At 62.8% G+C, this 18,635-nt stretch carries 18 protein-coding genes; 10 read left to right on the forward strand and 8 right to left on the reverse strand.

Features of this window, described 5'->3' with window-relative positions:
* The first annotated feature begins 85 nt into the window (after positions 1–85).
* Together ACJRPG_RS22695 and ACJRPG_RS22700 are read left to right on the forward strand one after the other, a co-directional pair.
* Positions 86–1,468 (forward strand): M23 family metallopeptidase, encoded by a 1,383-nt coding sequence (locus tag ACJRPG_RS22695; RefSeq protein ID WP_408002382.1) that lies wholly within the window; start codon positions 86–88, stop codon positions 1,466–1,468.
* Positions 1,469–1,613: 145 nt separating this feature from the next.
* Positions 1,614–2,711: an anhydro-N-acetylmuramic acid kinase gene (locus ACJRPG_RS22700; protein ID WP_408002383.1), complete on the forward strand. Its 1,098-nt coding sequence runs from the start codon at positions 1,614–1,616 to the stop codon at positions 2,709–2,711.
* 127 nt (positions 2,712–2,838) lie between these two features.
* Here the strand turns inward: ACJRPG_RS22700 and erpA are convergent, their stop codons facing one another.
* The 5 genes from erpA to rplM form a co-directional block, all read right to left on the reverse strand.
* A complete protein-coding gene (erpA, locus tag ACJRPG_RS22705) occupies positions 2,839–3,201 on the reverse strand; it encodes an iron-sulfur cluster insertion protein ErpA (protein ID WP_231767945.1) in 363 nt (120 codons plus the stop codon).
* A gap of 115 nt (positions 3,202–3,316) precedes the next feature.
* Complete coding sequence (locus tag ACJRPG_RS22710) at positions 3,317–4,123, reverse strand: DUF6776 family protein (RefSeq protein WP_408002384.1); 807 nt, start codon at positions 4,121–4,123, stop codon at positions 3,317–3,319.
* A 6-nt stretch (positions 4,124–4,129) separates the two neighbouring features.
* The gene (argC, locus tag ACJRPG_RS22715) at positions 4,130–5,167 is read right to left on the reverse strand and encodes an N-acetyl-gamma-glutamyl-phosphate reductase (RefSeq protein WP_408002385.1); all 1,038 of its coding nucleotides are present in this window, start codon (positions 5,165–5,167) and stop codon (positions 4,130–4,132) included.
* A 148-nt stretch (positions 5,168–5,315) separates the two neighbouring features.
* Complete coding sequence (rpsI, locus tag ACJRPG_RS22720) at positions 5,316–5,708, reverse strand: 30S ribosomal protein S9 (RefSeq protein ID WP_107140763.1); 393 nt, start codon at positions 5,706–5,708, stop codon at positions 5,316–5,318.
* Between the two features lie 9 nt (positions 5,709–5,717).
* Positions 5,718–6,146 carry a 50S ribosomal protein L13 gene (rplM, locus tag ACJRPG_RS22725; RefSeq protein WP_231767942.1) on the reverse strand — a complete coding sequence of 143 codons (429 nt, stop codon included), beginning with the start codon at positions 6,144–6,146 and terminating at the stop codon, positions 5,718–5,720.
* 222 nt (positions 6,147–6,368) lie between these two features.
* Here rplM and ACJRPG_RS22730 point away from each other — a divergent pair, with 222 nt between their 5' ends.
* The 6 genes from ACJRPG_RS22730 to ACJRPG_RS22755 all read left to right on the forward strand — a co-directional run bounded on the left by ACJRPG_RS22730 (position 6,369) and on the right by ACJRPG_RS22755 (position 11,178).
* Positions 6,369–7,784: an alpha/beta fold hydrolase gene (locus tag ACJRPG_RS22730; RefSeq protein ID WP_408002386.1), complete on the forward strand. Its 1,416-nt coding sequence runs from the start codon at positions 6,369–6,371 to the stop codon at positions 7,782–7,784.
* A gap of 10 nt (positions 7,785–7,794) precedes the next feature.
* A complete protein-coding gene (locus ACJRPG_RS22735; protein WP_408002387.1) occupies positions 7,795–8,529 on the forward strand; it encodes an ABC transporter ATP-binding protein in 735 nt (244 codons plus the stop codon).
* Positions 8,526–9,710 carry an ABC transporter permease gene (locus ACJRPG_RS22740; protein ID WP_408002388.1) on the forward strand — a complete coding sequence of 395 codons (1,185 nt, stop codon included), beginning with the start codon at positions 8,526–8,528 and terminating at the stop codon, positions 9,708–9,710. Before ACJRPG_RS22735 ends, ACJRPG_RS22740 begins: the two co-directional genes overlap by 4 nt.
* Before the next feature lie 58 nt (positions 9,711–9,768).
* Entirely contained in the window at positions 9,769–10,191 is a 423-nt protein-coding gene (locus ACJRPG_RS22745; protein WP_408002389.1) for an OsmC family protein, read from the forward strand.
* 76 nt (positions 10,192–10,267) lie between these two features.
* Complete coding sequence (locus ACJRPG_RS22750; RefSeq protein WP_408002390.1) at positions 10,268–10,837, forward strand: hypothetical protein; 570 nt, start codon at positions 10,268–10,270, stop codon at positions 10,835–10,837.
* Positions 10,834–11,178: a hypothetical protein gene (locus ACJRPG_RS22755; protein WP_408002391.1), complete on the forward strand. Its 345-nt coding sequence runs from the start codon at positions 10,834–10,836 to the stop codon at positions 11,176–11,178. Before ACJRPG_RS22750 ends, ACJRPG_RS22755 begins: the two co-directional genes overlap by 4 nt.
* Before the next feature lie 368 nt (positions 11,179–11,546).
* On the opposite strand, the gene wecB is transcribed toward ACJRPG_RS22755, so the two are convergent.
* From wecB to ACJRPG_RS22770, 3 genes are read right to left on the reverse strand one after another with little or no spacing between them, the layout of a single operon-like run.
* A complete protein-coding gene (gene wecB, locus ACJRPG_RS22760; protein ID WP_408002392.1) occupies positions 11,547–12,614 on the reverse strand; it encodes a non-hydrolyzing UDP-N-acetylglucosamine 2-epimerase in 1,068 nt (355 codons plus the stop codon).
* Positions 12,615–12,657: 43 nt separating this feature from the next.
* Entirely contained in the window at positions 12,658–13,299 is a 642-nt protein-coding gene (coq7, locus tag ACJRPG_RS22765) for a 2-polyprenyl-3-methyl-6-methoxy-1,4-benzoquinone monooxygenase (RefSeq protein ID WP_408002393.1), read from the reverse strand.
* Between the two features lie 24 nt (positions 13,300–13,323).
* Complete coding sequence (locus ACJRPG_RS22770; protein ID WP_408002394.1) at positions 13,324–13,659, reverse strand: hypothetical protein; 336 nt, start codon at positions 13,657–13,659, stop codon at positions 13,324–13,326.
* 441 nt (positions 13,660–14,100) lie between these two features.
* Here ACJRPG_RS22770 and ACJRPG_RS22775 point away from each other — a divergent pair, with 441 nt between their 5' ends.
* Both ACJRPG_RS22775 and ACJRPG_RS22780 read left to right on the forward strand, forming a co-directional pair.
* On the forward strand, positions 14,101–14,994 hold the full coding sequence (locus tag ACJRPG_RS22775) for an ABC transporter ATP-binding protein (RefSeq protein WP_408002395.1): 894 nt from the start codon (positions 14,101–14,103) through the stop codon (positions 14,992–14,994).
* A gap of 10 nt (positions 14,995–15,004) precedes the next feature.
* The gene (locus ACJRPG_RS22780) at positions 15,005–18,574 is read left to right on the forward strand and encodes an ABC transporter permease/M1 family aminopeptidase (protein WP_408002396.1); all 3,570 of its coding nucleotides are present in this window, start codon (positions 15,005–15,007) and stop codon (positions 18,572–18,574) included.
* Positions 18,575–18,635 lie beyond the last annotated feature (61 nt).

Below are 18,635 nucleotides of genomic sequence, written 5' to 3' on the forward strand. Positions count from 1 at the left end.
CATCAATCCTGCCCAATGAAATCAACGACTTAGAACAAAACAGCAATAATTCATTAAGTTTAAGCGGCAAATTTTAACTGATTGCATGAACCCTATAAACAAGTTCACAAGCTCACGCTTGTACAATCTGCTAGGTTCGACACGCAAGGCACGCATCATCAGCGCCTCGGCGCTGGCCCTCGCGGTATGCACTTTCGGTGCTGCCGGCGTTGCCCCGCTCGCGCCAGATGCCAGCGATCTGCCCGTCACAACGATCTCCCAGAATATCGATCTGCCTAATCTGTCCACCCAGATTGCAGCGCTTGAAGCGCAGGATGGCAGCCAGAAATACGTGCACGAAGAGCGCATCCGCGCCGGTGACACGCTGGCCACCCTGATGCAGCGCCTTGGTGTGGAAGACGATGCTGCCGAAACCTTCATCAAGAAGGACAAGGTAGCGAAGGCGATCATGCAGCTCAAAACGGGCAAGCGCGTACAGGCGCAGACGGACGAAGAAGGCAACCTGCTGTGGCTGCGCACCACCGTCGTCGACGGCAAGGACAATCCGGTCAAGAATATTTCGATCACCCGCAAGGGCGAAAGTTTCGTGGCCGAGGAAACGGCGGCCAAGCTGGAGCGCCGTATCGAGATGCGCGCACGCACCATCACCACCAGCCTGTTCGCGGCAACCGATTCGAGCTCGGACGGTTCCAGCCTGCCGGATTCCGTGGTGCGCCAGATCGTGGAGATGTTCTCGACCAATATCGACTTCCGCTCCGACCTGAAGCGCGGCGACAAATTCAATGTGGTGTATGAAACCTTCTGGCAGGACGGCGAGTTTGTGCGCGCCGGCCGTATCCTGGCGGGTGAATTCACCAACCGCGGCACGACGTATCAGTCCGTGTGGTTCGAAGATCCGGCGAGCAAGACCGGCGGCGGCTATTACAGCTTCGACGGCAAATCCCTGAAGAAGGCCTTCCTGAAATCGCCGCTGGAATTCAGCCGTATTTCGTCCGGCTTCTCGATGCGCGTGCACCCGATTTCGGGCCAGTGGAAAGCCCACAAGGGCATCGACTTCGCGGCGCCGACCGGCACCCCGATTCGCGCGGCAGGCGATGGCGTGGTCGATTTCGCCGGCGTACAGGGCGGCTATGGCAATGTCATCGTGCTCAAGCACTGGAACAACTACACCACCGCCTATGCGCACATGAGCCGTTTCGCGCCGGGCGTACGCAAGGGGACCAAGGTCAGCCAGGGCGACCTGATCGGCTATGTCGGCACCACCGGCTGGTCGACCGGCGCTCACCTGCACTACGAGTTCCGCGTGGGCGGCCAGGCGCAGGATCCGGGCAAGCTCAATATCGCACCGCAGGCGCCTTTGACGGCGGCCGAGCTGTCGCGCTTCCGCGCGGTATCGGGCGACATGATGCACCGCTTCGCGCTGCTGCGGCCGGCGGGCTCTTCCAACGGCACACTCGCTGCCAAGTAAAAAAACGGCGCCTTGTGGGGCGCCGTTTTTCTTCCTCCCTCACCATGGAAACCATGATAGCGAAGCCAGCAGTGGATGACTGTTAGCTGGCTAACACTGCTATGAAAGTGGCACAATAGCCTCACTTTTTACTCAGCGGAGCATCATGAGCTTATTTATCGGATTGATGTCGGGCACCAGCCTGGACGGCGTAGACGGGGTGCTGGTCGATTTCTGGGCAGGCGCCACGCGCACCATGTCGGCGGCCTATGTGCCCTTTTCCGCTGAACTGCGGGCCGAGCTGATGGCCCTGCAGGCCGCCTCGGACAACGAGCTGGAGCGCGAAGCGCTGGCGGCCAACCAGCTGGCCGAACGCTATGCGGAGTGCGTGAAGAAACTGCTGGACGCGGCCGACATGAAGGCGGCCGACGTGCGCGCTGTCGGGGTGCACGGCCAGACCATCCGCCACCGTCCCGAGCTGGGCTTTACGCGCCAGACCAATAATCCGGCCCTGCTGGCCGAGCTGTGCGGCATTGACGTGATTGCCGACTTCCGCAGCCGTGATATCGCAGCTGGCGGCCAGGGCGCGCCGCTGGTGCCGGCCTTCCACCACGCCCTGTTCGGCGGCAAGGGCAAAACGCAGGTACTGGCCAATATCGGCGGCATCGGCAACATCACGGTACTGAATGCGGACGGCAGCGTGACCGGTTTCGACACCGGCCCCGGCAATGTGCTGATGGACCTGTGGATAGCCCGCCACCAGGGCAAGGAATACGACGAGGACGGCGCGTGGGCCGCAGGCGGCAAGGAAATCCCGTCCCTGCTGAAAGAACTGCTCAGCGAGCCGTATTTCGCCCTTCCCGCCCCGAAGAGCACGGGCCGCGACCTGTTCCATGCCGACTGGCTGGATGCCCGCCTGAAAAACTACGCCGATGCCGCGCCGGAAGACGTGATGGCGACGCTGACGCGCCTGACGGCCATTTCGCTGGCGGACGCCATCAAGGCGTCGGCCTCGGGCGCAGAGGCCGTCTATCTGTGCGGCGGCGGGGCTTACAACGGCACGCTGAAGCGCATGCTGTCGGCCGAGCTGGGCGACACCGTGCAGGTGAAGACCACCGATGCCCTCGGCGTGCCGCCCAACCGGGTTGAAGCGATGGCCTTCGCCTGGCTGGCCCACCGCTTCGACGAACGCCAGCCCGGCAACCTCCCCGCCGTCACCGGCGCGCGCGGCGACCGCATCCTCGGCGCCCTCTACCCCCGCTGAACCTGACACCTTGGGGTCAGGCACCAGCTGTCACATGACAAACGGGTGCCTGACCCCAAGGTGTCAGTAAACGACAAACGGCGGGACAGCTTGCGCTGCCCGCCGTTTTGCTGGCGCTCTTCCGGTTTTAGACGGAGAAGGAGCTGCCGCAGCCGCAGGTCGAGGTGGCTTGCGGGTTCTTGATCACGAACTGGGCGCCTTCGAGGTCGTCCTTGTAGTCGATCTCGGCGCCAACCAGGTACTGGTAGCTCATCGAGTCGATCAGCAGCTGGACGCCGTTCTTGACCATCGTGGTGTCGTCTTCGTTGACGATTTCGTCAAACGTGAAGCCGTACTGGAAGCCGGAACAGCCGCCACCCTGCACGAATACGCGCAGTTTCAGGTCGGGATTGCCTTCTTCTTCAATCAGCTGCGCAACCTTCTCGGCGGCGCTGTCGGTGAAGATGATCGGCGATGGAATCACGTCTTGCGCTTCGGCTACTGCATTCATTTGCTACTCCTACTAAAAATCGTTGAGCCCATTATAGTCCTTTGCTGCCTCGCATGCTTTGAGGACTCGCATTTCCGGCCGCCGGACCTCGGTTATGGGCCCGATTTGTTGCATTTCAAGGAGAGGTTTTCACAGGCGTCGTTTGGGAAACGCTGGTTTTGCCGCCACTGAGCGTTACTTTCAGCTCGGTAGCCTGCACACCTGCCGGCAGGTCCAGCGTGCCGTCAATGCGCTGGTAGTCTTCCACCGTGAGCTGGTAGCGCTCGGCGCCTTCCTTCGTGGGAAACTCCAGTGTTAGCGGTTTGCCATCTTTTTTGGCTTGCAGGATGATGCCGAGGCGCCCTTCAAAGCTTGGCTGGCCTTTTTTGGGTCCGTAGCCCAGCAGAATGGTGTAGTGCAGCTGGCTGGCGCTTGCCATCCGCGCCTGCAGGCCGCGAATGAGGAGCCCGGCGCCGGGTTTGACAGGCGGGAGGATGCTTTCCAGCAGGGCGAGGTCGGCGGCCAGACGCCCGTTTTCAGCGGCGGCGCCTGGATCGGCCGGTGCGGACGGGGTGGCGGGAGCCGGGCTGGCCGAAGCGCCCGGAGCGGGCGCGGGAACCACGGCAGCAGCCGGGGCGCTGCCTGCGCCTTGACCGCTGGCAGCAGGCGCAACGGCCGGGGCGTTCGACGGCGCGGCGCCGGCGGCGGGCGTTCCCGCCGCCTCTGCAGCAGCGCTGGCGGCCGCACTGCCCGCAACGGGTGAAGGCGTATGCTCGATCACGACGGCGGGAGCAGGCTTGCTGCTGGCGCCAATCAGGCGGGTGCCGAGATCCCAGCCCCACACCAGCAGCGCGCCCGCCAGCATCAGCACCACCGTCAGCCCGAGCACGCGGACCAGCAGCGGTGCTTTCTGCTCGACGAGAACGGTTTCCGGTTCAGCCACAGCCGATTACGGCATCAGCGCGATGGTTTGCAGGCCGGCGCCTTCGTCCAGGCCGAACATCAGGTTCATGCACTGCACGGCCTGGCCGGAGGCGCCCTTCACCAGGTTGTCCTGCACCACCAGCACGATGACGGTGTTGCCATTGTCCGGACGGTGCAGCGCCAGGCGCAGCACGTTGGCGCCGCGCGTGCTGCGCGTTTCCGGATGCGAGCCGAAGGGCATCACGTCCACGAACGGTTCGTTGGCATAAGCATCTTCGAACAGCTTCTGCAGCTCTTCGTTCGACACCTCGCGCGTCAGGCGGCCGTACAGCGTGGAATGCATGCCGCGGATCATCGGCACCAGGTGCGGCGTGAAGATCAGGCCCACCTTGTCCTTGCTGAAGCGCTGCAGCTGGGCCGAAGTTTCCGGCGTGTGGCGGTGGCCCGCCACACCATAGGCTTTGAAGTTGTCGCTCGACTCGGAGAACAGGATGCCGATTTCGGCCTTGCGGCCAGCGCCCGACACGCCCGATTTGCAGTCGGCAATCAGGTTGCCCGCATCGATCAGGCCTGCCTTCAGCAGCGGCACAAAGCCCAGCTGCATGGTGGTCGGATAGCAGCCCGGATTGGCGATCAGTTTGGCCTTCTTCACGTCTTCGCGGTTCAGCTCCGGCAGGCCGTACACCGCCTGTTCCAGCAGCTCGGGCGCGGTGTGGTCGATCTTGTAGGTCTTCTCGAACACGGCGCGGTCCTTGATGCGGAAGTCCGCCGCCAGGTCGATCACCTTCACGCCCTTGGCCAGCAGCTCCGGCGCCTGCGCCATGGCCACGCCGTGCGGGGTGGCGAAGAACACCACGTCGCACTGGGTGAGGTCGGCCTTGTCCGGCGCCGAGAAGGCGAGGTTCACGCGGCCGCGCAGGGAAGGGTACATGTCGGCTACCGGCACACCATCCTCTTTGCGCGACGTAATTGCGGTCAGCTGCACTTCGGGATGGACTGCCAACAATCGCAGCAGTTCAACTCCGGTGTATCCGGTGCCGCCGACGATGCCAACTTTGATCATGTTCTTTCCTTGCCAATGAATGAAGAGAGGGGTGTGTATTTTATCAGCACTATAAACATGCTGTTTACCCTAGCCCAAAAGCAAAAAAGCCGCTGGCGAACCAGCGGCTTTTCGCGGTTCCGGTCCAGGGACCGGAACATGAAGCAAATTAACGCTTCGAGAACTGCTTTGCGCGGCGTGCTTTGCGCAGACCCACTTTTTTACGCTCAACTTCACGAGCGTCGCGGGTAACGAAGCCGGCGCGGGCCAGATCGCCCTTCAGGCCTGCATCGTAGTCGATCAGGGCGCGGGTGATACCGTGGCGCACTGCACCTGCCTGGCCGGACTCGCCGCCGCCATGCACGTTGACTTTGATGTCGAAGCGTTCGACGTTGCCGGTCAGTTCCAGCGGCTGACGGATCACCATCAGGCCGGTTTCGCGCGAGAAGTACTCGGACGCTGGCTTGCCGTTAACGATGATTTGGCCAGTGCCCACTTTGATGAACACGCGAGCCACTGCACTCTTGCGACGGCCGGTGCCGTAGTTGTAGTTACCGATCATGTCAGTTCCTTAGAAGTCGAGTGCTTTAGGTTGCTGAGCAGCGTGCGGGTGCGAACCTTCGGCGTACACTTTCAGCTTCTTGATCATGGCGTAGCCCAGAGGACCTTTTGGCAGCATGCCTTTCACTGCCTTTTCCAGAGCGCGACCTGGGAAACGCTGTTGCATTTTCAGGAAGTTGGTCTCGTAGATGCCGCCTGGATAGCCAGAGTGGCGGTAGTAGGTTTTCTCGGTGGCTTTGGTGCCGGTCACACGCAGTTTGCCTGCGTTCACCACGACGATGAAGTCGCCGGTGTCGACGTGAGGAGTAAATTCTGGCTTGTGCTTGCCGCGCAGTCGGCGTGCCACTTCGCTGGCAACACGGCCGAGGACCTTGTCCGTCGCGTCAATCACGAACCAGTCGCGCTGGACTTCATGAGCCTTAGCGGAAAAAGTTTTCATGTTTGACTTCCTAATAGAAGATTAAAAACGCTCAAATGGTGGTTCCGCCAGCAACTTCTGCGGACGCGCCCTTGTTGTAAGCTTTTCCTGAGCGAATGGAAAGCCGACGATTATAGTCCGGAACCGGGCGCCGGGTCAAGCCGCCCTTTGCCTGCGCAACAGGCATTGCCTGATATGCAAGAGCTGGCTACCATGGCCCTTCCTTCTTGTGGAGTGTTGCCAGTGAGACTACGGTTCCGCCTTACCCTGCCCCTGATGCTGGGGGCCTTCGCCGTCCATGCCGCCCCCGGCAAAACCTGCCACCTGCCCGGCGCCGAAGAGGCCCTGCGCTGCGTGAAAGTGGAGGTCCCCCTCGACTACGCCCAGCCGGGCAAGACGCTGGCCATCCACGTGACGGTGGCCGCCGCTTACCGCGAAGCGGCGCGGCCCGATCCCCTGTTCATCCTCGCCGGCGGGCCAGGACAGGCCGGCAGCGATGTGCTGCCGGTGATGAACGCCGCCTTCCGCCGCGTGCGCGCCACGCGCGACATCGTGCTGATCGACCAGCGCGGCACTGGCCTGTCCGGCAAGCTCGATTGCAAATCGCCGCCGGACGTGGAAAGCATGAGCGAGGAGCAGCTGGACGCCGAAGCGCGCCGGTGCATCGAATCGCTCGGCGCGCCCTACCACCTCTACACCACCGATGCCGCCGCGCGCGACATCGAAAAGGTGCGGGCGGCGCTGGGCTACAGGCAGGTCAACCTGTGGGGCGGCTCCTACGGCACCCGCCTCGCCCAGCACTACGCCCGCCTCTATCCTTCCAGCGTGCGCACCCTGGTGCTGGACGGCGTTGCAGCGCCGGACCAGGTGATTCCCCTCGGCGCGCATGACGCCCAGGCCGCGCTGGCCGCCACGTTCAGCCAGTGCGAGAAGGATGCGGCCTGCGCACGCGCCTTCCCGGCCCTGCGCAAGGAGTTCGCCGGCCTGCTGGCGCGCGTTACGAAGGAACCGGTCACAATCGACATGAACGATCCGCGCACGGCCGAACTGCGCACCGTGAGCATCGACCGCCGCCGCTTCCTCGCCACCGTGCACCGCGCCCTGTATTCGCAGGCCGATGCGCGCACCCTGCCCTTCCTGATCCACGGCGCGGCGCAGGGCCGCTGGCAGCCCTTCGTGGCGCGCAGCAACCGCGAGAGCGATTATTCGGTGGACGGCTCCATGTCCAGCGTGCTGTACCTGTCCGTGATCTGCGCCGAGGACTTCCCGCGCATAACGCAGCAGCTGCAGGACGATGACGCGCGCGATTCCTTCATGGGCACGCCGCAGACGCAGCAGCTGGCCTCCCTGTGCCCGCTGCTGAAAGTGAAGCCGGTGGCGCCGGCCGCCGTCACGCCGATTAGCGCGCCGGTGCTGATGCTGTCCGGCGCGCAGGACCCGGTCACGCCGCCGCGCCGGGCGGAGGCCGCGGCGCGCTCGATGAAGGCTGCGCAGCACCTGGTGGTGCAGAACGGCGGCCATATCGTCTCCACGCTGGGCTGTGTGCCGCGCCTGATGCGCGAGTTCCTCGACCAGCCGGAAAAGCCGCTCAATGCCGCCTGCCTCAAGGAGATTCCCGCTCCGACCTTCCAGCTCAACGCCGCTGGCCCGCAACCCTGAGGATCCGGACATGATCGAAGTTCACGACGTAAAAAAACAGTTTGGCGCCGTACAGGCGCTGGCCGGTGCATCGTTCACCGCGCGCGACGGCCAGGTGACGGCCCTGCTCGGCCCCAACGGCGCCGGCAAGACTACGCTGCTGCGCCTGCTGGTCGGCCTGATGAAGCGCGACCACGGCAGCATCCTGATCGACGGCGTGGATCCCGGCATCGACCCGATGACGGTGCGCCGCAATATCGGCTTTCTCACCGACCAGTTCGGGCTGTACGAACGCCTCAGCACGCGCGAATACCTCGACTACTTCGGCCAGCTGAACGGCATGGACAAGCGCGCCATCGCGCAGCGCATCGAGGAAGTGACGGAGCTGCTGTCGCTGCAGGACATCCTGGAGCGGCGCGGCAAAGGCTTCTCCCAGGGCCAGCGCATCAAGGTGGCGCTGGCGCGCACGCTGCTGCACCGGCCGCGCAACCTGCTGCTGGATGAACCGAGCCGCGGCCTGGACGTGATGAGCACCCGCGCCCTGCGCAAGGCGCTGGCGGCGCTGCGCGCGGACGGCTGCTGCGTGATCATGGCCACACACGTGATGCAGGAGGTAACGCACTCCTGCGACGACGTGATCGTGATCGCCAAAGGCGCCACCGTGGCCCAGGGCACGCCGGAATCGCTGTGCGAACGCACCGGCATCGCCAACCTGGAAGACGCATTCGTGAAACTGGTGGGTACCGAAGAAGGGATTTCCGTATGAAGCCCGCAATCTGGGTGGTGATGGTGAAGGAGCTGCGCGAGACGCTGCGCGACAAGCGCTCGGTGGGCATGCTGGCGATGTTCGTGCTGCTGTATCCCCTGCTGGTGGGCGGCATTCTGCAGCAGCAGATTCACCGCGCAACGAAGCCGGAAAAGGAAGGCATCCCGCTGACCGCCATCGGCGGCGCGCAGGCGCCAACGCTGATGGCGCAGCTGAAGCAGGCCAATATCAATGTCACGGAATCGCCCGCCATGAGCGAGGAGGACATCGCGGCCCTGCTGCGCAAGGGGAAGATGGCGGCCGTGCTGACGGTCAGCGAAGAGTTCACCGATAACTACAAGGCCATGCGCCCTGCGCGCATCGAGCTGTGGTATGACTCGGCCAGCGAGAACCGGCGCCGCATCGACGATATCGAGAACGTGCTGCGCAACTACAGCAACACCATCGCCGGCGCGCGACTGCTGGCGCACGGCGTGTCGCCGGTGGCGCTGTCGCCTATCCACCTGCAGAAGTTCGATACCGGCACCAGCGCCTCGCGCTCCGCCTCCATCATCGGCAGCATGCTGGGCATGTTCTTCGTGCCGGCCTTCTTCTTCGCCATGAGCGCGGCGCTGGACAGCACCGCAGGCGAACGCGAACGCCGATCGCTGGAAGTGCTGCTGGCGCAGCCGGCGCGTCCGATGGACCTCCTTGGCGGCAAGTGGGCTGCGGCGGCCACCCTGTCCATCGTCGGCCTGACGGTGGAACTGGCCATTGCGCACGGCATGCTGAAATGGCTGCCGCTGGAAGAAATCGGCATGTCGTGGCGGCTTTCCCTGCCCCACCTGCTGGCGGTGTGCTTCGTGTCCATCTCGCTGCCGATGTTCGCCGCGGCCCTGCTGGTGGCACTGGGCGTGAACGCCAAATCCCTGAAGGAAGCGCAGACCACGGCCAGCTTCGCGCTGCTGGTGCCCATGATTCCGGTCATCGTGATTCCCATGCTGAACCTGGAGAGCGCAACGTGGATGTACCTGGTGCCGATGGTGGGCCACCAGCACCTGCTCAGCGAACTGGCCAAGGGCCAGGCCATCGGCCTGCTGCCCTTCGCGCTGGTGTTCTTCAGCAGCCTGCTGCTGGCGCTGGCCGTGCTGTTCTTCACCGAGCGGCGCATGCGCTCCGAGAAGTACATGATGGCGGTCTGAGCGCGCTGCGGCCGGCTCCATTACAATGGCCGCAACCCTGAATCACGGAGAGAATGCAATGGAAGTTAAAGTCAGCTGGAACGGCCCTTCGGGCATGAGCTTCCGGGCCCAGACCGGGTCCGGCCACATGGTATCCATGGACGGCGCGCCCGAAGGCGGCGGCAACAACCTGGCGCCGCGCCCGATGGAGATGGTGCTGCTGGGGACCGGCGGCTGCACGGCCTATGATGTGGTGCTGATCCTGAAGCGTGGCCGCGAGGACGTGCGCGGCTGCGACGTGACCCTGAAAGCGGATCGCGCAGAGACCGATCCCAAGGTCTTCACCCGCATTAACTTCCACTTCGTCGTCACCGGCAAAAACCTCAAGCCGGGCGCGGTGGAACGCGCGGTCGCGCTGTCGCACGAGAAGTACTGCTCGGCCAGCATCATGATGGCGAAGACCGCTACGCTCACGACCTCGTTCGAGATTGTCGAGGTCTGAGCCCTACGGACGCGGCCAGCCCGGGCCATTGCCTTCGGGTGAGTTAAAGTTTGATTTTCTGCCTTCAGGACTTCGTATGAACCGGATTCTCATTGCGGCCACCCTGGCCACTAGCACTGCGGCATGGGCCGCTCCCGCAGCCGTCGTGCAAACGCGTGACGTGCCGGTCAACCAGTTCCTGCAGGGGCGCCTGAAGGTGCAGATTCCGCTGAACATCCCCGTGCCGGTGGAATACGCACAATCCGCTGTCAAACGGGCGGGCTATTCCTATTGGATGCGTCCCGCCGACGCAGCCACGGCCAGCGCCGAGAAGCTCCCGAACCGCAACGGCTACATGTACGCGTCCACCGCCACCAATGTGACCTACGACGCACGCCATAAGGTCTTCTACGGCATCGACGATCCGGGCTCGCTCAACAAGCTGAAAGGCGCTGCGACCAATATCGAGGTCAAGCAGTTCAAGGAGGGGAAATTCCCGGCCGTGATGCTCTCGATGATCAGCGGCACGACGGGCCAGCCAGCCTACTTCATGTACATGGCAACGGGTGTAAAGAACGAAGTGTTCTTCCTGTCCCTGCGCGCGCCGGACGGCCGCCCCGATATCGGCGCAGCAGTGTGGGCCAAGCTGGCCGCGAACATCAAATGAAATCCCTGTTTCTTTTGCCCTTGCTGCTCATGCTGGCCGGAGCAGCCAATGCGAGCACGCTCCGGACACCATCTTTCGTCGTCGAGATCAAATCGAAGTGCGCTGAGGGCAATGTCACTTGCGACGACGTGATCTACACCGGCACCAGCAAGAAGACTGGGAAAAGCATCCGGTTACGCGGCAAGACGCTGCATACCTGGAAGAACGGCGTCCCTGGCCGCTTCCTCGGATACGAATTCAGGAATGGTAAAACGCATTATCAGGTTCTGGAAGACGGAAACCTGATAGTAAGGCTTGGAACGAAAGTCATCCTGAGCGAACATGGGGAATGGGACAAGTGAGCGCCGAGGGGGAGCTATTTTTTACCTCCAGTCTAATTTTCTCTAAACCGTGTTGATTCGATCTAAAAGACCCCAGAATGGCGGGGTCGTGTAGCGATTGGCAAACAGGAGGTCGCCTACCACTTTGACAAATCCGATCCTTTCAAAGAGAGTCTAAAGATTGGATCTCAGAACGGAAACATGGTTCGTTTTAGATTCTGCGCCCGAAAATGTAGATCGAAATAGATTTTGGGGGCGTTTTTATCGATGAATTTAGAACATCGGATGCTGATTTCAGAAGAGATTAGTATGAGGTCGTTCGAATTAGGCAGTTTTAGAACGGGCGAGAAAAATGGACACCCACACCCTGTACTAAACGTCGCCTGTCGTCAAGCCAGCGCGCTGGCAAGGATTTGCACTATGCGATCGGCCGAGGCGCCATCCCACATGGCGGGCCGCCGTGTGCCGCCAGCACCGGCCCGGAGTACTTGCATCGCGGTGGCGACGATGATGTCAGGATACGTGCCGGCGAGGCGGTTGCTGCCTTGTTCGACGGTGATGGGGCGCTCGGTGCTGTCGCGCAGGGTGATGCAGGGAATCCCCAGCATGGTGGTTTCTTCCTGGAGGCCGCCGGAGTCGGTAAGCACCAGTGCGGCCTCGCGCCACAAGGCGAGGAATTCCATGTAGGACTTCGGGCCGCACAGGGTGATACATTCGCCGCCAAAGTCGATAGCGCTGCGCTTCAGCGCCGCGCGGGTGCGGGGATGTACGGGGAAAACGAGCGGCAGTTCGCGCGATACCAGACGCAGCGCTTCTGCCAAGCGCGCCAGGGTAATGGGGTCATCGACATTCGAGGCGCGGTGCAGCGTTACGACGCCGTAGCGCTTGCGCCGGCCGCCAGGCGGCAAACGCGCGGCCTGGTACAGCAGATTGTCGGCCATGACGTTGCCGACAAAATGGATCGCATCGCGCGGCTTGCCTTCCCGTTGCAGGTTCGCGGCGGCTGAGGGCTCGGTGACGAAGAACCAGTCCGCAATGCTGTCCACGACCACGCGGTTGATTTCCTCCGGCATCGTCATGTCGCCGCTGCGCAGCCCTGCTTCCACATGGGCGACATGGATGCGCAGCTTTTTCGCAGCGATGGCGCAGGCCAGCGTGGAATCGACGTCGCCGACCACCACGACCGCGTCCGGCGGCGCGGCGCGGCACAGCTCTTCGAAAGCCATCATGATGCGCGCCGTCTGCTGCGCGTGGGTGCCGCCGCCTGCGCCCATGAAAACGTCCGGCGGCGGAATGCCGAGTTCTTCGAAAAAGACCTCGTTCATCTCGCGGTCGTAATGCTGGCCGGTGTGGACGATGCGGTAATCGAGCCCGCCATGCGCGCGCAGGGCACGCACGATGGGCGCAATCTTCATGAAGTTGGGACGGGCTCCCGCCACGAGGTAGAGGATGGGCATGCTCCATCTGAGCACACCGGCGCCGGCGGGATTGTGAGGAAGATCAGATGTGGTACGTGGTGCTGGTCATTACCTTGCTCATTGCCTTCATCGCCAGCTGCACCGGCATTGGCGTGGCGGTGGCGCCCATCTCCTGCGCGGCCTTCCCGTGCGCGATTTCGTCAATGCGCATCTGGTCCACGATGGCGCGCGAGCGGGCGTCGTTCGGCGGCAGGCTTTCCAGGTGGCCGTCCAGGTGCTTTTCCACCTGGCGTTCGGTTTCGACCACGAAACCCAGGCTGTAGGCGTCGCCCATTTTGGCGGCCACCGTGCCCAGCGCGTAGGCGCCGGCATAGAACAGCGGCGCGAGCACGCTGGTCTGGGAATTCAGCTCCTTGAGGCGCTCGGCGGTCCAGGCCAGGTGGTCTTCCTCTTCGCGCGAGGCGCGCTCGAACTGGGCGCGCACTTCTTCGGTCTTGGCGAAACGGGCCTGCGAGTTGTACAGGGCCTGCGCCATCACTTCGCCCACGTGGTCGACACGGATCAGGCCAGCGCTGTGCTTCATCTCGGCCTCGGTCATTTCAGTATCGGGGATGTGGCTGGCCGGAGTCGGGCGCGAGGCCGATGCCACGCCGGAGATCACGCGCAGGGCCTTGTCGGCGCTGGCGATAAAGCGGTCGAGGGGGTTATGGTGCTTGCTGCTCATGGTCTTCTGCCTAAACTTGTTCAGTTAACCACGATTATATGCCTGGCCGCCCGCCTCTTCGCGCAGGACACGCTGCTTCTCGATCCAGTCGGCCACCGGGCCGCGCACGTCGATGCCCGAGATGTCCTTCGCCACGCCCAGGTTGAGGCCGAGCAGGAAGGGAATGGACTCCACCGGCACATGGGGGCAGTAGTCGCCAAAGGCGCGCAGGAAACGCTGCGATTCCACCACCTTGATCACGCGCTCGCCGCTCATGTACTGCAGGATGCTGGTCACGCTGTGGCCGGAACCGATGGAGCGGTAGATGAATTTGTTGAATTCCTTGTCCAGCGCCTTGAAGTCCAGTGTTTCCTTGGTCATCAAGCCGGCAAGGTAGCACAGGCCTAGCGCGACCCGGAAGAAACCCTCCGACTCGCTCTTGCTCAGCCCGCAACGGGTAACTGCAAGTATCTTCTCCTGCAGCGCAACATCCAATTTGGCATTTTCCTGGCTCATGGACAAGCACTATAGCGCATGAATGCGTAGTATTGCGCCTTGCCAGTGAGGGATGCACTTGTTACCCTTAGTCTTCTATCAACTGCCTCGCCTGCTAATGCCTGCGTTTGCCCCGCACTCCCCCCTGATCCGCCGACGCTCCGTTCCCCGGATTGCGCACTCTGGCGCAGCGATTGTGCGGACTATCGCAATGCGGCAACCCATGTGTCGCGTATTCAATACAATGCCATCATGTGAAAAAAGCAGCGATGGCCGACACAATAGTGCGCCATGCTGCGCCGCAACACGACAGATTCAGGAGTAAGCATGGAATTACGCATTCGCAACTTGTCCAAGACCTACGCCAATGGCGTGGTGGCGCTGGACAATATTTCGCTGGATATCCCCTCGGGGATGTTCGGCCTGCTGGGTCCGAACGGGGCGGGCAAGTCCACCCTGATGCGGACCCTGGCAACGCTGCAGGAATGCGATACCGGCTCCGTCTTCTTTGGCGACGTGGACGTGCTGGACGAAAAGGATGAAGTGCGGCGCCTGCTCGGCTACCTGCCGCAGGACTTCGGCGTGTACCCGAAAGTTACCGCCTATGAGATGCTGGACCACTTTGCGGTGCTGAAAGGCCTGTCGAGCCGCGCCCGCCGCCGCGAGGTGGTGGACGGCCTGCTGCAGCAAACCAATCTGTTTGACGTGCGCAACCAGCGCCTTGGCACCTTCTCGGGCGGCATGCGCCAGCGCTTCGGCATCGCCCAGGCCCTGCTGGGCGACCCGAAGCTGATTATCGTGGACGAACCCACCGCCGGCCTCGATCCCCAGGAGCGCGTGCGCTTCCATAACCTGCTGTCGGACATCGGCGACGAGCGCACCGTGATCCTGTCGACCCACATCGTGAGCGATGTGGCCGACCTGTGCGCCAATATGGCCATCATCAACAAGGGACACCTGCTGGTGGCGGGCCCCACCCAGCAGCTGGTGGACGACGTCAGCTGCAAGATCTGGGCGCGCATCGTGGACAAGCGCGAGCTGTCCGCCTTCCAGCAGCGCCACAACGTCATTTCCACCCGCCTGCTGTCGGGCCGCACGCTGATCCACGTCTACAGCGACCACGATCCGGGCGACGGCTTCGAAGAAGCGATCGGCGATCTGGAAGACCTGTACTTCGCCACCATCACCGGCCGCCACAACCCTTCCGACAACTGCGACTGAGAGGGACGCCATGTTCGCCATCGCATTGTTCGAAGCGCGGCAGCGGTTCAAGCTGCTCTCGACCTGGGTTTATTTCTGTCTCTTCCTGGCGCTGTCCATGCTATGGATGGCCGCCGCCGGCGGCGTGTTCAAGGGGGTCTACGTCGTCTTCGGCAGCAAGATCCTGATCAACTCCCCGCGTTCGGTGCTGTTTACCGTCAGCTACCTCGCCAGCGTTGGCGTGATTGTCGTTGCGGCCATGATGGGCCGCTCGGTCCAGCAGGACTTCGAATACGACATGCACCACTTCTTCTTCAGCGCCCCGATCCGCAAGTACCAATACATGCTGGGCCGCTTCCTCGGCGCCTGGGCCGTGCTGGCCTTCGTGTTCTCCAGCATCGTGTTCGGCGCCCTGCTCGGCGCCTACATTCCGGGTGTCGATCCCGAACGTGTCGGCCCGCTGGTGCCGGCGGCCTATGTGCTGCCCTACCTGATCACCATCCTGCCCAACCTGTTCATCTTCGGCTCCATCTTCTTCGTGCTGGCCGCGCTCACGCGCCGCATGCTGCCGGTGTATGTGTCCAGCGTGGTCATGCTGATCGGCTATATCGCCGCGCCCAGCCTGGCGCGCGACCTGGATTTTAAGACACTGGCCGCGCTGATCGACCCCTTCGGCAATGCCGCCGCCATCCACCTCACCGAATACTGGCCTATCGCGGAGCGCAATGCGCGCCTGGTCCTGCCGGAAGGCGTATACCTGCTGAACCGCCTGCTCTGGGCCTCGATTGCCGCCGTGGCGCTGCTGCTCGGCTACTGGCGCTTCCATTTCGTGGGCACCGTGGACAGCGGCGTGCACGCGGCGCGCGGCGAAGGCGAAGTGCCGTTGCGCATGACCCACGCCGCCGTGGACACGACCGAAGCGCCGGACTTCCAGCGCCGCAGCCTCACCACCCTGCTGCTGACGCAAATCTGGCTGAACCTGCGCGAAACCGTCAAGAACATCTACTTCGTGGTGCTGGTGCTGGCCGGCGTGCTGATCATGTATGTGAGCGCGCTGGACATGGGCTCGATGTTCGGCACCAACACCTACCCCGTGACCTACAAGGTGCTGGAAGTGGTGAGCGAGACCTTCGCGCTGTTCATGCTGGCCATTACCACTTTCTACGCCGGGGAACTGGTGTGGCGCGAACGCGAGCACCGCATGGCGCTGATGCTCGATGCCATGCCGGTACCGAGCTGGCTGCCGCTGCTGGCCAAGCTGTTCGCGCTGATCGGCGTGCAGGCGCTGCTCCTGGTGGTGGTGATGCTGTGCGGGATGTCGATCCAGGTGTTCAAGGGCTTCTTCCAGCTACAGCCGGACCTGTATATCCGCACCCTGTTCACCATCCACCTGCCCTACTACGCGCAGATTGCCGTGCTGGCAATTGCGGTGCAGGTGCTGATCAACCAGAAATACCTGGCCTACTTCGTGATGATCCTGTACTACGCAGTGACCATCACGCTCAGCTCGCGCGGCATCGACCATCCGCTCGTGATGTATGCGGTCACGCCGTCGATCCAGTATTCGGACATGAACGGCTTCGGCCACTACCTGCTGCGCGAGCGCTGGTATGAGCTGTACTGGGGTGCGGCGGCGCTGATGCTGGCCGTGCTGTCCAATATCTTCTGGCCGCGCGGCGCCAACAATGAATGGCGCGTGCGCCTGCAGCTGGCCCGGCATGCGCTGACCGTGCCTGTGCTGGCCAGCTTCGGCATCGGCCTGCTGCTGTTCGCCGGCTCGGGCGCCCTGCTCTACTACAACCTGAACATCGCCAACGAATTCAAGTCCAGCTTCCACCGCGACAGCCTGCGCGCCGACTATGAGCGCAAGTACAAGGCCATAGCCGACGTGGCGCAGCCGCGCATCAGCGACGTGAAGCTGAATGTCGACATTTTCCCCGAACAGCGCAGCCTCGCCGTCAAGGGCCGCTATGTGCTGGAGAACCGCAGCGGCAAGCCGGTGACTACCATCTACGTGCGGCAGGATCCGGATGCGGAACTCAAGCCGCTGCGCCTCAGCACGAAGAGCCGCCTGTCGCTGAACGACAAGCAGCTGGGCTTCTACAGCTACACCCTGCTCACGCCGCTGGAACCGGGCGCGAAACTGGCGCTGGAATTCGAGCTGTCCTATGCGCCGAAAGGCATCCTCGGCCTCGGCAAGGACACGCCGGTGGTCTATAACGGCACCTTCTTCAACAACTCCGTGCTGCCGCATATCGGCTACCAGTCGGACAACGAACTGAAAGACCCGCGCGACCGCAAGCGCCACGGCCTGCCCGCGCAGGAGCGCAAGCTGCCGCGCGACGATCCCAAAGGCCTGGCCAACAACTTCCTCGGCACGGATGCCGACTGGGTAAGCTTCGACGCCACCGTCGGCACCAGCGGCGACCAGATCGCGATCGCGCCCGGCACACTGGAGAACGAGTGGAGCAAGAACGGCCGCCGCTACTTCCACTACAAAATGGACAAGCCGATCCTGAACTTCTACGCTTTCCAGTCCGCGCGCTATGCGGTCAAGCACGACTGGTGGCAGGACGTAGGCATCGAGATCTATTACCAGCCGGGCCACGAGTACAACCTGGACCGCATCATGAGCGGCGTGCGCAACTCGCTGGATTACTTCAGCAAGAACTTCAGCCCTTACCAGCACAAGATCCTGCGCATCGTGGAATTCCCGCGCTACCAGAAATATGCGCAGTCCTTCCCGAACACGATTCCTTTCTCGGAAGGCATGGGCTTTATCGCGAAGGTGGACGAGAAGAACCCGAAGGATATCGACTACCCCTACTACGTGACCGCGCATGAAGTGGCGCACCAGTGGTGGGGCCACCAGCTGGTGGGCGGCAATACGCGGGGCGCAACGGTGCTGAGCGAAACCCTGTCCGAATATTCGGCGCTGATGGTGATGAAGAAGACCTTCGGGCCGGAACGCATGCGGCGCTTCCTGCGCTACGACCTGGAAATGTACCTGATGGGCCGCGCGGTCGAGAACAAGAAGGAACTGCCGCTGGCCGACAATGAAGACCAGGCCTACATTCACTACCGCAAGGGCAGCCTGGCGATGTACCAGCTGCAGGATATCGTGGGTGAAGACAAGATCAATGCGGTGCTGAACGAATTGCTCAAGCAGTATGCCTACCGCACCAGCCCCTACCCGAGCGTGACGGTGCTGGTCGATGGCCTGCGCAAGATCGTGCCGCCGGAACAGGCCTACCTGATCGATGACCTGTTCAACAGCATCGTGCTGCACGATAACCGCGCCATCAGCGCCACCGCCAAGCGCCGCGCCGACGGCAAGTACGCGGTGACGATGACGGTGCACGCCTCCAAGCTGAAGGCCGATGAGCTGGGCGCGGAACAGGAAGTGCCTATGCGCGACCTGATCGATATCGGCGTCGACGATGCGGACGGCAAGCCGCTGCTGCGCGAGCGCAAGCTGATCGCGCAGAAGGAAAGTACCTTCACCGTGGTGGTCAGGAGCCGCCCGGGCAAGGCCGGCATCGACCCGGACAACAAACTGATCGACCGCAAGCCGGACGACAATATGATCAAGGTCGAATAGTTAGACCGCGTACAGAGCCCGCGCCACACCCGCTCTATGCTGTTCTCCTGCATACCAACAG

Origin of the sequence: Pseudoduganella rhizocola, from assembly GCF_045984285.3 — a bacterium.
Classification (GTDB): Bacteria; Pseudomonadota; Gammaproteobacteria; order Burkholderiales; family Burkholderiaceae_D; genus Rugamonas.